The organism is Halalkalibacter wakoensis JCM 9140 (genome assembly GCF_000513095.1).
GTDB classification, from domain to species: domain Bacteria; phylum Bacillota; class Bacilli; order Bacillales; family Bacillaceae_D; genus Halalkalibacter; species Halalkalibacter wakoensis.
The window spans coordinates 1-15298 of record NZ_BAUT01000090.1 but is presented as its reverse complement, the minus strand read 5'-3'; the positions used below and the strand labels follow the sequence as shown (position 1 = coordinate 15298).

Below are 15298 nucleotides of genomic sequence, written 5' to 3'. Positions count from 1 at the left end.
ACGAAAATAGATAAAAGTACAACTAAACCAGCAATCCCTAACATAATTCCATTTTTATTTGTCAACACTACTCCTCCTAAAGGTTTTACCCTTTTCTATGTTGTTATCCAAAGTAACGTTACCCGTTTTTTCCTAGGACGAAACCACTAGACAATAAAAAAAAAAACGTATGATACATACGTTTTTTAACTGCTGTGTCTTCTTCGTTCTAATCTCGTTGTATGAGTTGGTTGTTCTTGTTTTGGTTTTTTGCTCTTTTTCACTGTCAGTATCCAATAAATCAACAATGCTAACGTAACACCGGTTAGCCCTCCTGCGAAGTCCAAAATCACGTCCTCCACTAGTGGAGTTCGGTTTGGCGTAAAAGCTTGATGAATTTCATCAGAGATCGCATATAACAGTACAAAAATCAAAGAAACAACATAGCCAATTCTCTTTTTACATCCACTTGCCCACAATGCTCGAAAGGTTAAAAACCCTAAAGCAAAAAAGAATCCGAAATGAGCTGCTTTTCGCATCAAAAATTCAATAAATCTTTCTGGTCCTAACCGCTCAACACTAATTTCATTTCCTGCATAGGTAAAGCGAAGATCTTGCAACCAGCCTTGAGCTCTTCCCTGTAACAGCTGTTCTTTTATAAAAAAGAGGAAGTCCTCTACTCGAAAGGCTGAGAGGATTCCAAACATAACGAGAAACCCGCTAAATAGAACAAGCATGGTCATCACCCCAAGTTCCTTCCCCACTCGCTTGATGCCCTTTTTTCTTATTCTAAGTATAAGCAATGAAGCACCTGCTATGACTGAAACAAGTAGCAACGTTGCAACCAGAAAAGCTAACACCTGCCATTTTTCCGCAATGACTTGTAATGTATTTCGAAATCCATTTTCCTCTACATAAAGGCGATGCTGGACATGCTCCATTTTAATTTGCTCGTACATGTCTTTCATTTTATCTAAATCGGTCGCATACGAAATGTATGGTCGAATGTCCTGTTGCTCATAAGATTGTGAGGATGCGGTAAAAATCATAGCCGCAACAAACAAAACAGGCAACCAATAAAAGATAATGATTTTTAACCACTTTTTCATTTAAGTACTCCTCATTTATTCGTCGTTATTATATTATTTTTATTATAGCATAGGTTGTTTTTTACGCTTGGATAAACAGTACATGGTAAGCAGTATATAAAATAGTCGCTGATCTTTAATTTTTTAAAAAGAGGTTCTTACTGTATAGCGGTCTTTCTCTTAGTGCAATGGAGCGGAAGCCACTCGACTCCTGCGGGAAATAAAGGTAGGGGCGAGACCCCACAGGCGCAGCCGAGGAGGCTCGGCACCAATGTCATCAGGTTAAGAATACAAAAATTGGAATGTCACTTTCTACTTCTTCAATTTTGTAATGAGATATTATCAAACCGCATAAAAAACTCACCTAAAAACAGAAAAATATCTTGACTTTTGAAAAGGATCCTAACAATCGATTTGAATACCTTTCATTTGGTATATCAAATTCGATAGTGGGGATTTTGATGGCAAAAAACAAGACATTTTTAGAAGCAATACGAGTGACAGAAGAGCTTTTGAACGACGTGATATTTATGTGTGAGTCGAGGATGAAGTCCACCTACTTTACACGTCGTGGAAACAATAAAATGGATTTTAATAGCCTCATTTTATTTTGTTTAAATTTCGTGAAAAAGTCGATTCAGCTTGAATTAGATGACTTTCACAAGCTGCTAAATCTGCCCGATGTAAGTATATCGAAGCAGGGTTTTTCAGAGGCCAGACAGAAAATATCTCCAAACGCATTTATGAAATTAGTGGACGTTGTGACAGAGTGGTTTTATGAAGATGGCGTCATAAATACGTTTAAAGGGTATAGACTTTCCGCTATTGATGCCTCGATCTTAGAATTAAATAATTCTGAGCGATTAAGAACGGCTTTCGGCTTCTGTGAAAATAAGACGAAACGATTTGCGCGTGCTCTTGCATCGGGTATTTACGATATCGAAAACAATATCATGATCGTATCCAAAATTACCCGATATCATACGGCTGAGCGAGATGTAGCGATTGAACTCATTGAAAAGCTAAAACAAATGGGATTGAAAAAGGACCTTATCCTCTTTGATCGAGGATATCCCTCTAGACATTTCATCTCATACTTGCACATGAACACCATTAAGTTTTTGATGCGCGTCTCTTCTTCAACATTGAAAGAAATCAATGAGAGTAAGGGTTCAGACCAACGAATACAGATTAAAAGTGCTGATGGAGAAGTGATTACTCTACGAGTTCTACGATTCACTTTAGACTCTGGAATCGAAGAAATTCTCGTTACAAATGTAATGGATGAAGACTGGGGTATCCAAGAATTCAAAGAGCTCTATTTTAAACGGTGGGGAATTGAAGTGAAGTATATGGAATTAAAAAGTAGACTTCAACTCGAAAACTTTACAGGTGACACAGCCATTTCTGTAGAACAGGACTTTTATGCCTCCGTTTATTTGGCCAATATGATTGCCCTTTTGAAGCATGAAGCTAATGAAAAAATGACAGAGGAGAACGAGGGAAAAGGTTTAAAATATGGCTATAAAGTAAATACCAATATCCTTATTGGAAAGTTGAAAAACTCGTTGACTCTGATGTTACTTGAAGAGCAACCTATAAAGCGTACCGCCATATTCCATCGCATCATGCAAGAGATATCACGACATAAGGTACCGATACGACCTGGACGAAGTTTCAAACGTAATATGGTATTGAAGGCAAATAAATATTCACTGAATAAGAAGAGATGTCTCTAAGCTAATTCGTTTTAGTATTAAGAAGTCTAGTGTAAGTTTTTAAAAGAAGAGTAATAAAAACAAGGGCTTGTAAAAAAAATGGAACACAAGCCCCGGGCATCCTATTGCCTTTTTTCCAGAGTTGCTTAATTAACTTTTCTTTAGACTGGATTATCTTTTCCAGATTTAATAGTCTACATGGAATTTGTAAGTTATTGGCTCTTTAGCTTGATGACATTGGGCTCGGCACCTCCCCGCGGAAAGCGAGTGGCTGCAGCGCAATGGAACGAACATGGGAAGTACACATGTCCCATTAAACAAATAAGGTATATATTTTGTAGTTTTAATTTCACCTTGAGGAGGTTATTAAATTGCTATCTAATACTGAAGCTGCTTATCTTGCGGGAATCATTGATGGGGAAGGAACAATTACATTAACAAAGATGCATAAAGGGGAACATAGAAGACCCATTATTTCAATCGCGAGTACCGATAAAGACTTACTCTTTTATATCCAGCATTTAGTTGGCGGATATATTACTTCCAAGAAAAATTATAAACCTTCAATTCACAAAGATTCTTTTGTATTAACAATCAAAAATAAACAAGATTTATTTAATATTCTTAAAGAGATTGCCCCTTATTTAATCATTTCTCATAAGAAGAAAAGAGCATCTCTAATATTGGAGAGATATAACGAACTTACTCCTCGAAATGGAAAATACACACCTGAAACACAACTCTTAAAACAACAATTCGAAGATGAATTTTTATCAATAAAATGAAAAGAACCGCATGACCTTTGCAGTCATGCGGTTCACGGTATGGTTTTGGTGGAGACGGTGGGACATGTTCATCCAAGCTTTCGCATTGGCACTGACTATATCTTGAACTTGATTTGCATCAAGTCCCTCGGCGTATTATGAAGTATATAAATTTGCCAGACTCCTGACCGAATACTCCATCCTAGTACTACCTAGCATCACATAGGCAGCCTATAAGTCGATACACGGCTGTTGGATTGCTCCACATACCGCTCGATATTACCTTATCACCATATAGGTGACGTAGACTTCATCGATAAAGCCAAGTTATCACTCATGTGTCACCACACGAGGCGACTATTTCCATAATCGAACCCACGTCCAAGAATAACGACACTTACGCTTCTACGAGCGTAGTCACTGTATTAGCATTTCGCCAACACTTCGGCCCAATGACAGGCTTCCGTGAGGCTAGTCTGATTAGTCTCTTCCTTCACCCTCAGACGGAGGGTAACCGGCGTAGCCCACTTAGAGTGAGTCCCAGATCCTACCACATGGGCGATGGAGGGTGGAACCGCAAAGCGCTATTAAGCTGCTAGTGCGAAGTTGTTGTTTTCTTTGCCAGTTAATTGGCTTTGGCGTTTTAACGAGGCCGACCCCCTCGACTCGCCACGCAAGTACGACCTATCCCTGTCGAATCCAAAACGTCCCCAAAATAGAGTCAGCTATGAGGTATTCCCTCGTAAGCTAAGCGTAACTATATGTTCCAGAACAAGTACCGACTCGCTCTGGACTCTTATTATAGCATACTGACTATGTGTTGCAACTGGTAATTGTATACCAGTACGACCAATTATTGTTTTAGCCTTTCAAGCGCTCTTTTAATGCGCGATCGACTTCACGTTTTGCATCTTGACGTTTTAACGTCTCACGCTTATCGTAATTCTTTTTCCCTTTTGCAAGACCAATCAGCACTTTTGCAAATCCATTTTTGATGTACACTTTTAATGGGACAAGAGAATAGCCCTTTTGCTGCGTTTGCCCGATTAACGTGTTGATCTGTTTTTTATGAAGAAGGAGCTTCCGCGCACGCGTTGGTTCATGATTGTAGCGGTTTCCTTGTTCATACTCACTAATATGGGCATTATGAAGATACATTTCTCCATTTGAGATCCTCGCAAATGAATCTTTCAAATTCATTCTTCCTGCACGCATCGACTTAATTTCCGTCCCTTTTAGCACAATGCCAGCTTCGTATGTTTCTTCAATAAAATAATCATGACCTGCTCGCTTGTTTTGCGCGATCACATTGCGATCTTTGTCTTTGACAGCCATCTCCTACACCCTTTGTTCATGCGACATTTTCCTTTAATGATAGCAAATGAGAAAGAGTAACGTCAAATAGGAGATCGCCCAAAAGATTGGCTTCCTTTTGGGCGATCGCTTCGTTTGCGGACTCTCGTTCCGTTATCTGTGACAAAAACACCTTTTTTCGGTGTTTTGCGGAAACCAGTTCCGTTATTTGCTGTTTAAACACTCGAATTGGGCGCTTTTTGTGCAAATAACGGATCCTCTGTCCTCCAAAGTCTTCCGAACAGCCTTTTCGATGAAAATAACGGAATCGTCTGTCCACTTCAACAAGTGTTGATTAAAAAACAACCTTACTTCCGACGCTTCTTCCCTTTTTTCCGCTTTGCGCTCGGAGCGTTCTCATAAAATTTCTTTTTCTTTCGTTTTTGAGCTCCGCCTGACTTGTCGTCCTGTTTGGCTCCTTCTTTTCCACGACCATTTCCGCCAGCTCCTGCTCCGCGTCCGCCACGGCCTTTACCAGCGCCACCGCCTCGTGGTTCACGCTTGCCACCAACAATCACTTTCGGACGATCGCGAACTTCTCGGCGTTCACGTGGTTTCATGCCAACGACTTCAAAATCAATGGAAGCTTCATCAACGTTAACGTTAGTGACTTTCACTTCAATCTCATCCCCGATGCGGAACGTTTTTCCGGTACGTTCCCCAATCATCGCGTATTGCTTTTGATCGTAGTGATAATAATCATCCGTTAAATAACTTACGTGAACAAGGCCTTCGATTGTATTCTCTAGCTCAACGAACATCCCAAAGTTCGTCACACCGCTGATCATACCAGTAAATGTTTCACCGATTTTATCTTCCATGTACTGAGCTTTTTTAATGCTATCCGTATCACGTTCTGCTTCAACTGCACGTCTTTCCATTTCAGAAGAGTGACGCGTTAAGTCTGGTAAAACAGCATTCATACGCTCTTGCGTTGCTTCATCGACATTTCCTTTGATCAAGTACTCACGGATTAAGCGATGTACGAGTAAGTCAGGATAACGACGAATCGGTGATGTAAAGTGCGTGTAAAACTCGGTTGATAACCCAAAGTGACCTAAACTGTTTGTATCGTATTTGGCTTGCTGCATCGAGCGAAGCATCACCGTACTAATAACCGTCTCTTCCGGCTCACCTTTAATTTCTTCAAGCAGCTTTTGCAGTGCACGCGGATGAACCGTATTGGCATTCCCGCGAACCACATAGCCAAAGTTCGTGATGAACTCTAGGAATTTTCCAAGCTTTTCAGAATCCGGGTCTTCGTGAATACGATACACAAATGGCAGCTTCAACCAATGGAAGTGCTCAGCAACTGTTTCATTCGCCGCTAACATGAATTCTTCAATCAACTTTTCCGCAACGGATCGAGTACGAAGCACAACATCGGTTGGCTTTCCTTCTTCATCTACGAGCACTTTTGCTTCTTTAAAGTCAAAGTCAATGGCCCCACGCTCAAAGCGTTTTCGGCGTAAAATGGCAGCAAGCTGTTCCATTTCTTCAAAAAACGGAACCAGTGACTCATAGTTTTTACGTGTTTCTTCATCTTTTTCAACTAAAATTTGATTCACATCAAAATACGTCATTCGCTCTGTTGTTTTTATGACACTTTGGAAAATCTCATGTCCTACTACTTGCCCGTTTGGATCAATTTCCATTTCACATGTAAGTGTCAAGCGATCAACTTTCGGATTCAAACTACAAATTCCGTTGGATAGACGATGTGGAATCATTGGAATGACACGATCCGTTAAGTACACACTCGTTGCCCGCTCGGCTGCTTCTTCATCAATAGGCGAACCTTCTTTTACATAATGAGTGACATCCGCAATCGAAACACCTAGTAAATAGTTGCCATTATCAAGACGTTTTACGTGAACGGCATCATCTAAGTCTTTTGCGTCTGCTCCATCAATCGTAACAATGGTTTCATTACGTAGATCACGACGATCTTTTAAATCATTTGGATCAATCTCGTCGGGAACCGAATTGGCATGCTCAATCACTTCATCTGGAAATTCAATCGGAATTCCATGCTTATAAATAATGGAGAGAATATCCATACCTGGGTCGTTTTTATGTCCAAGTACTTTAATAACTTTCCCTTCTGCACTCATCCGACCTTCTGGATACTTCGTAATTTCCACAACAACTTTATGACCATCAACCGCACCTTCTGCTTGGTCTTTTGGAATGAAAATATCGTTGGCTACGCGCTTATCATCGGCTACGACAAAACCGTATGATCCTTGGTCTTGATACGTTCCGACTACTTCTGTTGTTCCACGCTCCACAATGCGAATAACCTGTCCTTCTGGTCTGGTGCCAGAAGATTTTTGATTTAAGCGTACGAGTACGATATCGCCGTTCATCGCACTGTTTAAGTCGCCGCTCGTTACAAATACATCATCCATACCCTCTTGTTCTGGGATAATGAAAGCAAAACCTTTCGCATGCCCTTGTACGCGCCCGCGGACAAGACTCATTTTTTCCGGCAAGCCATACCGATCGGTTCTCGTGCGAACGACAAGACCTTGGTCTTCTAGTTCATTCAAGGCTTTTACTAATTCTTTAAAATCATCACTTCCATCAATCTTAAACGCCTGTTCAATTTCTTTAATAGAAAGAGGCTTTTCAGCTGCTTCGCGAAAGTGCGACAACAGTTGTTGCATCAATTGTTCGTTCAATGTTCATACTCCTTTCGTTAACAGCTTCCAGAATCTCTAACTAAACGGTCCAATCAAGTTTTTCTAAAAATTGATACACATCGTCATGAAGCTGTTCTTTTTCTTTATCTAATGTAATAACATGGGTTGAATTCTCATACCACTTTATTGATTTCTGATCTGTTTCGACTTGATTATAGATGATGTCTGCACTATCAATATCAATCATTTGATCATGTCTTGCCTGAACAACAAAAGTAGGTGAATAAATGAAATCTAGGTTATCTTTTACCTCTTCAATCAATCCTTGCAAACCATTTAATGTTTCCATCGGTGTGTCCGCGAATGCTTCCATTTCTTTGTCAATTTGTTCAGGTGATTTTTTTTCAAGCTGCTTATATTGCTTGGCATAAGCTAGAACACCTTTGTAAATGGCATCTTCTGTTTTAGGTCTCATTGGTGCGCACATTGGCACAATTCCCTTTATAGGTAGAGTGTACCCGATTTTCAATGAGAATACCCCTCCAAGCGAGAGCCCGCATACAGCAATTTCTTCATGTCCTTTGCTTTTTAGAAACTCGTACCCTTCAACAACATCATTCCACCAATCTTTTGGCCCTGTATGTACTAGTTCTTCAGGAGGGACGCCATGTCCTTTATATAACGGTGCATGACATGTGTACCCTAACGTTTGCAAATGTCTTCCAAGCATCCGTACGTCCGCTGTCGTTCCTGTAAATCCGTGCAGCAATAAAACAGCACGGTCTCCTCCTTCAAACGTAAATGGCTTAGGTGCAACCACTTTCATCTTTATCTTCCTCCTTGCACAAAAATGCCTCTATCTTATTAAGTAGTATCTCTTTTTCGAAGCCATGGCAAATCAAATGCTTCGATTCTGGCAATAAAATCAATTCTTTATCCTTTGAGCCAATCGTTTCATATAAATAAACGGCGCTTTTCGGCGGAACAATCCCATCCAGTTCACCTTGTAGAATGAGCGTAGGTGCAGATACCTTTCTGATGCAAGGTTTGATTTTTTTCACAACTTGCATGAATTGAAAAACAGCCGTCATCGGCGTATCGATAATTTTCTTTCTGTAACGTACATAATGCTCATCTGAGTCAAGCTCGCCGAGAACGCGTAGCCTAACTTTGTCTTTTAATTCCTGCAACAATTGTTGAGGGTTCGTGTAGTACGCTGCGGCACTAAGCAGAACAAGCTTTTCTACGTTGTATTTAGCCGCAATATAACAGGCAAGCATGCCTCCCATTGAAAAGCCGATCACATACACTTTTTCACACCGCTTTAATAAAGCTTGAATGGATACCTCTGCGGCATACACCCATTCCTGGTACGTAACATCACGTAGATTTCCCTTAGGGCCATGTCCCGGCAACGTTGGTGTATAAACAAGCCAGCGCTTCTGTTCAAGAAAATATGTTGAAACTGGCTCTACTTCCCAAGGTTCTCCTGTGAAGCCATGCAAACATAGACAGCCAATCATATTCTCTCACACCTTTCCATGAATTTTCTAAGAGGGAATGCGACTATGTAAGAAAGTAATAGTATGTACATATTTTGAAAAAATAACAAAGAAGCAGTAGGTACCTGACCCACTGCTTGAACATTACAAGAAATATGCAACCGTAACGGTTAGAACAAAAAATAAGACCGCTAATACGACTGTTGCTTTGATTAAAACCGCATCAATCCCGCGAGCTTTTTGCTTCCCAACAAGTTGTTCTGCACCACCAGAAATCGCTCCTGAAAGCCCAGCACTTCTTCCTGATTGCAACAAAACGACAGCAATTAAAGCAATTGATACGATAACAAGTAAAACTGTTGCTACCATTTGCACGTTTCCTACACCTCCAAGCACAGTTTGCGCTTATACTACTGTACCATAAAAAAGCATTTTTTCACAATAGTGAAGTTATGTATTTATTCAAATGGTTTCGCCACCGTAAATGCTTTTGCTACACGTGCAACACGCTCGCCTAAACGTCCAGCCATCCTCAATTCGTCTTGACATGGTGTTCTCGATCCATCTGGTCCTGCTAATGTTGACACCCCATAAGGTGAGCAACCGACGGCTTTATCTGTTAAATACTCAGGATTTTGCGTATAAGGCAATCCAATAAAAATCATTCCTAAATGCAGCAAAGGAACAAGGGATGTTAGAATGGTTGCTTCATGTCCGCCATGGATCGATCCAGCACTTGTAAACAAAGCTGTAGGCTTTCCTTCTAACTCACCTGTTGTACAGAATTGTCCTGCCTGATCGAGAAACGATTTGACTTGCGCTGGCATCGAGCCTAAATAAGTTGGAAATCCCCAAATAATGCCGTCTGCCTCCCGCAAATCGTCCATTGTCGCAACAGGAATATTCACTTGCTCCTGCTGCACTCGTTCATAATCCTCCACTCTTTTTGTTAACTTAAAATGCTGCCCAAGTCCTTTTTCCTCATTCTGATTGCGTTGGTTCACTACACGAATGCTAGCATCATTAAATTCCGGGATGCGGACACGCTTAACCGCTACCCCTTCTATTTTTTCTGCGCCATCTGCAATGGCTTCACTTACGGTTGCAATATGTCCAAATGCACTATAATAAACGACTAATACGGTTGTCATAACATTCCCCTTTACCTTTGAGTTGTTGGCGCGATACGAGACGACGAGACTCCTCAAAGGAATGTGCAAAGCCGTTGCAATCTTTTGAAAAGCTTGGTATGAGTGGCTATCTCATATCAGGCGCGCAACGTGCGGAGCCATTCCTACTACAATCAGTGTCACTGTATAAGGTTGGCTTTCCCCTTTTGTAGTGGCCTCAGTTGATTGGTCACATTCGTCATCGACAACCATTCCCCAGCTTTGTAGACAGCTCTTGTTTGTGGGAGCTCCGCGAACAACTCTTCAATCGTTGTAGCATCTATTAACACAAACTCAGCTTCTGAACCAACTGACAAAGTGTTAGGCTCGAGACCGACTAGTTTCGCTGGAACATCTGTAATCATGTGAAGCAGCGTATACAAATCACTTTTCCCACCCATATGCGCTGTGTATCCCGTTAATTGGGCAATTTGCAGCAAATCTCCTCTTCCAAACGGATGAAACGGATCACATACGTTATCAGAAGCCGTCGCAATAGGCACACCAGCCTCAAGCAGTTCCCTCACACGTGTAATCCCACGTCTCACGACCCCACGATCGTCTCTTCCTTGTAAATAAAGGTTAGCTGCCGGTAAAGTGATCGCTCCTAACTTCGCTTCTTTCATTTTTTTAATAACGGCTTCTGCTTTATCATGATCCATGGCTGCTAATGAACAAAGGTGATCGACAACTACCTTGCCCTCAAATCCATACTCCATTGTTTTCTCAGCGATATATAAAACCGTATCAACCGTTGGATCATCGCTTTCATCTGTATGTAAATCGATTGGAAGCTGGTACGTTTTCGCATAGTTGAAAATTTCATCAACACACTCATACGGCATATCACTAATGTGTGGGGCCCCTCCAATTCCATCGACACCAAGCGCGAGCATTTTTTCAATTTTTTTCCGATCACTATCTTCATAAGGGTAGTAAGGCAGCATCGGATACACCTGGATATCCATATAAGGAGCAAGTTCTTCTTTTAGCTGCAAAGCCATACGCACACCGCGAAAAGTCGTTTCTTCCTTCACCCTCGTATTAAAATCAATATGAGTTCGAATTGTTTTTGTTCCGTGCGCAAGTGCTGATAAAGCGGTTTTTCGCATTCTTCCAATGACATTTTCGTCTGTAAAGGTTTCAGATGCTTGCGTATAGCTTTGAATCGCTTCAAGTAATGTGCCGCTTTTGTTTTTAGCCACTAAAAGAGAATGCGACTTATCTAAATGCATATGAGCATCGACCATGCGAGGCAATAAAATCCGTCCTTCTCCGTCCCATGTCACATCTGTTTCCTCACTATAATCGGATAAATCATATAAAAAAGGTCGATCTGTATGGACGTTCTCATCGTGTCGATCTATGGCAACGAACTTTCCACTTTGAATCGTAACATCATAAGACTGTTCCGGGTCTAACGTTGGAATTTTCACATTGACTAATCTCATCTTACCCATCCTCCCTTGTTTTCTTTTTATTATGCCTTTATAATTTCCCATTTTTTTATGTTTTGTGAACGGAACAGCCTCTCACATCTGCAAGGTGGTGGTGAGGACTTCCGCTTCATTTCAATTTGGTGTTGTTACGGATTCCCCTGCAACCTTTGCAAATGGCCATTTTTATGGGTTAAGCGCCCTTCCTATGTTCGTTCCATTGCGCTGCAGCCACTCGCTTTCCGCGGGGAGGTGGTGAGACTCCTCGGCTGCGCCTGTGGGGTCTCACCCCTACCTCTATTTCCCGCAGGAGTCGAGTGGCTTTCGCTCCATTTCACTTCGAGGGAAACGATATTTCTCAATACAATAACCTGTGCGACAAGAGCCTTTTAAAAGAGTCCAATGAGCGTTTTCTCATAGAAATGTGCTGAGTCATTAGCTTGTTAATCGTGCCTTAGAAAAAGGTGCTTTTTGCCTTTTGAGGCATCCACTCTGTTTTGAGAGGGGGTGTTTCAGCTATGATGACCCCTTTTGACATGACGATTTCAGCTACAGGCTGTCTCCGCAGCAGGTCATGAGCATCTTCAGCGCGAACAAGGATGATGTTGGCGGGATTTCCTTCTGCAATACCATAACCTTGAAGTTGCATCAAACGTGCTGGGTTCACTGTAATCATATTAAGCACAGAATCAAAGTCATCTGTTCCTGTCATATGAACTAAATGGCAAAGCATATGACCAGCAGCAGGGAGAGAACCTGTACCGAGTGAGTAAAACGGACTTAGAAAATCATCATGTGCAACTGCGACGTTCACACCCGCTCCATGCAACTCTTTTACTCTCGTAATCCCACGCCCTTTTGGATAAGAGTCAAATCTCCCTTGCATGGCACTATTAATCAAAGGAGCAGTAACCACATGAATCTTTGAAGATTGAATGAGCCCTAAAAGCTTTCGAACGTAAGCCTCTTCATAATAAGACATCGCATTAATATGGCTAACCGTTACTTTCTCTTTTAAACCTGTTTCGAGCGCTAAAGATGCAACAACTTCTAAAAAGCGCGACTGGCTATCATCGATTTCATCGCAAAATATATGAACAAACTTGTCATACTTGGTTGCTAATTGAAAACAAATATTTAACGATTCTACTCCTTTTTCTCGCGTTGACTCAAGGTGAGGAACGGCACTAATTCCATCAACTCCGAGCTCAATGGCCTTTTCAAGCTGAGGTGCTCCATTCGCGGAAGAGCAAAGTCCATTTTGCGGAAATGCAATAATCTGCAACTGAAGAAAGGGAGCTACTTTTTCTTTTACTTCAAGCAATGCTTTTAACGCCGTCAACTCCGGATCAGACACATCCACCATGCTCCTTATATTTAGAACACCTTGACCTGCCATCACTTTGATTACTTCCATCGCTCTTTTTACGACATCTTCATGACTTAAATAGTCTTGTCGATATTGGTTCCAAACTTGGATCCCTTCAAATAACTCACCAGATTGATTGCTGTAAGGCCTCCCACTCGTTAGTGCTGTATCCAAATGAATGTGCGACTCGACATATGGAGGCAAAGCCCATAAACCAGTTCCATCAATTGTTTCATTTTGTACATCATCAAGGAATCCTACTTTCGCAATGAGTCCTTCTTTTATCGCAATATCTGTGACAACATCCTTTTCTAGTTGTACATTTTTTATGACAACATCATACATGTTATTCACCTGCCCATTCTTTGGATTTCTTAGTGGAAGGTGGAATGAACATGTTCGTTCCATTGCGTTTCAGCCACTCGCTTTCCGCGGGGAGGTGCCGAGCCTCCTCGGCTACGCCTGTGGGGTCTCGCCCTTACCTCTATTTCCCGTAGGAGTCGAGTGGCTTCCACTCCATTACACTAAGAGAAAAACCTTTTGAGAGTGTGATATACTTTATAAGAATAGTCTTGCTGTATTTTTGGATTAGAAAGGAAAAGGTTTCCGTTCGTTCCATTGCCCTGTAGTCGCTTTGAAAGTAAAATTCTAACGCAACAATCTCTACGAAAATTGCTTAGTCGAAACTCGTTTTGTTTTTCCTGGGTTCAGCAACGAGTAGGGATCGTTTTCTTTTTTGGCTGTGCAAATATCGTCAATCCAATCGTCCTTTCCGCCTTCTTCTAAAATGTACGTATGCGGATTGCTTACTTTTATTCCAATTTCACGAAAACCATCAATGATTTCTTGCAAACGGTTATCCGTTGAATAACGAATAACTGGTTGAGAGCTTGGGACAATCTGGCCTTTCACTTTAATCCACTCAAAGTGAATTAACACCTCATCCCCAAAACGTCTTTTTATCTCATGTACTTGTGCTAAATAACAGGTCGGGTCGAACCGCCCTTGCAAATACGTATCGTCTTCATGTTCCTTCAACCACCATAACGTGACGTGATTCCAGCTAAAGTCACTAACACGCAAATGTTTTTCTTTGATGAACGCTGCAAACGTATCGTCTGACATTCCGCCACTTTCCACGATTAGCTGTAACAGATCCTGTTTTTGCTTTGAATCAATTTGAAGAAGGATCGTAGCTTGCGAATCATTCGTAAAAGATTTTAAAGGAGTAAAGAAATTTGAAAGCGGTGCTTCGCAAACGGATACGAGTCTCTTTTTCAGATGAGTGCTAATTGCGAGCTTCTCTGAAAAGAGCAATGCTTCATCAAGTGAATCAAAATAAACGAGTACATCATGCCAATTGGTTTTCTTCGCTGTCGCAATCGTTGCTTCCGTAATAATCCCAGAAATGCCGTAACTATGAATGTATTGAGCTAATTCTTCTTGTTTCTTTACCTTAAGCCTTCGTGGTTTTTCTTCCATTGTGATGACTGTGAGTTCTAGCACATTGCCTTCATCCCAGAGCGTTCCATGTTCGATGGAACCAATTCCCCCTGTTCCTCCAGCAATAAAACCAGCTAATGTTGACTTCATATACGTGCTTGGGAAAAAGCGCAACTCCTGATCTTTTGCACGAAGCGTTTTCTCGATAAAGCCAAGCTTGGCTCCAGCTTGAAATGTTGCTGTTCCATCTTTTATTTCAATCTCTTTCTTTAATTTGCTCGTATCAAGGACAATTCCTCCTTTTAGCGGAATGATTTGTCCATAATTGCCTGTTCCCCCTCCTCTTGAGACAATCGGTATTTTTCGCTTGCACGCAAACGAGACAACTTCGATCAGCTCCTCTTCTGTTCTAGGGCTTATCACACAATCTCCGTATCGATTTGCTAGAGTTTTTTTTAAAATAGGCGAATACCAATAATAATCTTGAGACATCTTTTTCACATACGTCTCTTTTTGATGGATAATCTCTTGATCAAACTCCTCTTCTAATTCTAGTAGCCACTCCATTCTGTCACTCCTCTATAAAAGGCTTTTTTAATATATGTTTTATTATTGTAAGTTACATGTTCTTGATCATTTTCATAGTGAAATGAAGCGGAAACCACTCGACTCCTGCGGGAAATAGAGGGAGGCCACTGAAAAAGTGCCTAACTGCCGCAGGGGAATGACACTCCGCTTTCCGCGGGTGCCCGGTGAGCCTCCTCGCTATTACGCCTGCGGGGTCTCACACGTGGGTCACTGCTCCCGCAGGAGTCTCCGTGTCATTCCCCTG

Annotated in this window: 12 protein-coding genes and 1 other RNA gene; 2 read left to right on the top strand and 11 right to left on the bottom strand. The window is 41.4% G+C overall.

Translation table 11 applies throughout. From position 1 onward, the window contains the following. Positions 1–185 precede the first annotated feature (185 nt). Positions 186–1088 carry a VanZ family protein gene (locus tag JCM9140_RS22815; protein ID WP_052002409.1) on the bottom strand — a complete coding sequence of 301 codons (903 nt, stop codon included), beginning with the start codon at positions 1086–1088 and terminating at the stop codon, positions 186–188. Positions 1089–1528: 440 nt separating this feature from the next. Here JCM9140_RS22815 and JCM9140_RS19800 point away from each other — a divergent pair, with 440 nt between their 5' ends. Next, positions 1529–2806: an IS4 family transposase gene (locus JCM9140_RS19800; RefSeq protein ID WP_034750666.1), complete on the top strand. Its 1278-nt coding sequence runs from the start codon at positions 1529–1531 to the stop codon at positions 2804–2806. Positions 2807–3156: 350 nt separating this feature from the next. Next, positions 3157–3570 carry an LAGLIDADG family homing endonuclease gene (locus tag JCM9140_RS19795; RefSeq protein ID WP_052002407.1) on the top strand — a complete coding sequence of 138 codons (414 nt, stop codon included), beginning with the start codon at positions 3157–3159 and terminating at the stop codon, positions 3568–3570. Positions 3571–3915: 345 nt separating this feature from the next. Here JCM9140_RS19795 and ssrA read toward each other — a convergent pair. From ssrA to JCM9140_RS19745, 10 genes are all read right to left on the bottom strand, one after another. Next, positions 3916–4253: a transfer-messenger RNA gene (gene ssrA, locus JCM9140_RS23365) on the bottom strand. A 157-nt stretch (positions 4254–4410) separates the two neighbouring features. Beyond that, the gene (gene smpB, locus JCM9140_RS19790; protein ID WP_034750661.1) at positions 4411–4884 is read right to left on the bottom strand and encodes an SsrA-binding protein SmpB; all 474 of its coding nucleotides are present in this window, start codon (positions 4882–4884) and stop codon (positions 4411–4413) included. A 326-nt stretch (positions 4885–5210) separates the two neighbouring features. Continuing rightward, the gene (gene rnr, locus JCM9140_RS19780) at positions 5211–7571 is read right to left on the bottom strand and encodes a ribonuclease R (RefSeq protein WP_034750671.1); all 2361 of its coding nucleotides are present in this window, start codon (positions 7569–7571) and stop codon (positions 5211–5213) included. Positions 7572–7626: 55 nt separating this feature from the next. After that, the gene (locus tag JCM9140_RS19775) at positions 7627–8373 is read right to left on the bottom strand and encodes an alpha/beta hydrolase (protein ID WP_034750655.1); all 747 of its coding nucleotides are present in this window, start codon (positions 8371–8373) and stop codon (positions 7627–7629) included. Next, positions 8354–9070, bottom strand: coding sequence for an alpha/beta hydrolase (locus JCM9140_RS19770; RefSeq protein ID WP_034750652.1), 717 nt, complete (start codon positions 9068–9070; stop codon positions 8354–8356). The genes JCM9140_RS19775 and JCM9140_RS19770 overlap by 20 nt, the downstream gene beginning before the upstream one ends. A gap of 123 nt (positions 9071–9193) precedes the next feature. Further along, positions 9194–9418, bottom strand: coding sequence for a preprotein translocase subunit SecG (gene secG, locus JCM9140_RS19765; RefSeq protein WP_162232214.1), 225 nt, complete (start codon positions 9416–9418; stop codon positions 9194–9196). An 89-nt stretch (positions 9419–9507) separates the two neighbouring features. Then, on the bottom strand, positions 9508–10200 hold the full coding sequence (wrbA, locus tag JCM9140_RS19760) for an NAD(P)H:quinone oxidoreductase (protein ID WP_034750646.1): 693 nt from the start codon (positions 10198–10200) through the stop codon (positions 9508–9510). Between the two features lie 158 nt (positions 10201–10358). Continuing rightward, positions 10359–11669, bottom strand: coding sequence for an amidohydrolase family protein (locus JCM9140_RS19755; RefSeq protein ID WP_052002405.1), 1311 nt, complete (start codon positions 11667–11669; stop codon positions 10359–10361). A 439-nt stretch (positions 11670–12108) separates the two neighbouring features. After that, positions 12109–13368, bottom strand: a complete 1260-nt coding sequence (locus JCM9140_RS19750) for an amidohydrolase family protein (protein WP_034750644.1) — start codon at positions 13366–13368, stop codon at positions 12109–12111. A gap of 318 nt (positions 13369–13686) precedes the next feature. Beyond that, positions 13687–15033: an FAD-binding oxidoreductase gene (locus JCM9140_RS19745; RefSeq protein WP_034750640.1), complete on the bottom strand. Its 1347-nt coding sequence runs from the start codon at positions 15031–15033 to the stop codon at positions 13687–13689. Positions 15034–15298 lie beyond the last annotated feature (265 nt).

Coding starts and splice junctions, on each gene's coding strand:
- JCM9140_RS22815 (WP_052002409.1), bottom strand. CDS start 1,088: ATGAAAAAGTGGTTAAAAATCATTATCTTTTATTGGTTGCCTGTTTTG.
- JCM9140_RS19800 (WP_034750666.1), top strand. CDS start 1,529: ATGGCAAAAAACAAGACATTTTTAGAAGCAATACGAGTGACAGAAGAG.
- smpB (WP_034750661.1), bottom strand. CDS start 4,884: ATGGCTGTCAAAGACAAAGATCGCAATGTGATCGCGCAAAACAAGCGA.
- rnr (WP_034750671.1), bottom strand. CDS start 7,571: ATGCAACAACTGTTGTCGCACTTTCGCGAAGCAGCTGAAAAGCCTCTT.
- JCM9140_RS19775 (WP_034750655.1), bottom strand. CDS start 8,373: ATGAAAGTGGTTGCACCTAAGCCATTTACGTTTGAAGGAGGAGACCGT.
- JCM9140_RS19770 (WP_034750652.1), bottom strand. CDS start 9,070: ATGATTGGCTGTCTATGTTTGCATGGCTTCACAGGAGAACCTTGGGAA.
- secG (WP_162232214.1), bottom strand. CDS start 9,418: ATGGTAGCAACAGTTTTACTTGTTATCGTATCAATTGCTTTAATTGCT.
- wrbA (WP_034750646.1), bottom strand. CDS start 10,200: ATGACAACCGTATTAGTCGTTTATTATAGTGCATTTGGACATATTGCA.
- JCM9140_RS19755 (WP_052002405.1), bottom strand. CDS start 11,669: ATGAGATTAGTCAATGTGAAAATTCCAACGTTAGACCCGGAACAGTCT.
- JCM9140_RS19750 (WP_034750644.1), bottom strand. CDS start 13,368: ATGTATGATGTTGTCATAAAAAATGTACAACTAGAAAAGGATGTTGTC.
- JCM9140_RS19745 (WP_034750640.1), bottom strand. CDS start 15,033: ATGGAGTGGCTACTAGAATTAGAAGAGGAGTTTGATCAAGAGATTATC.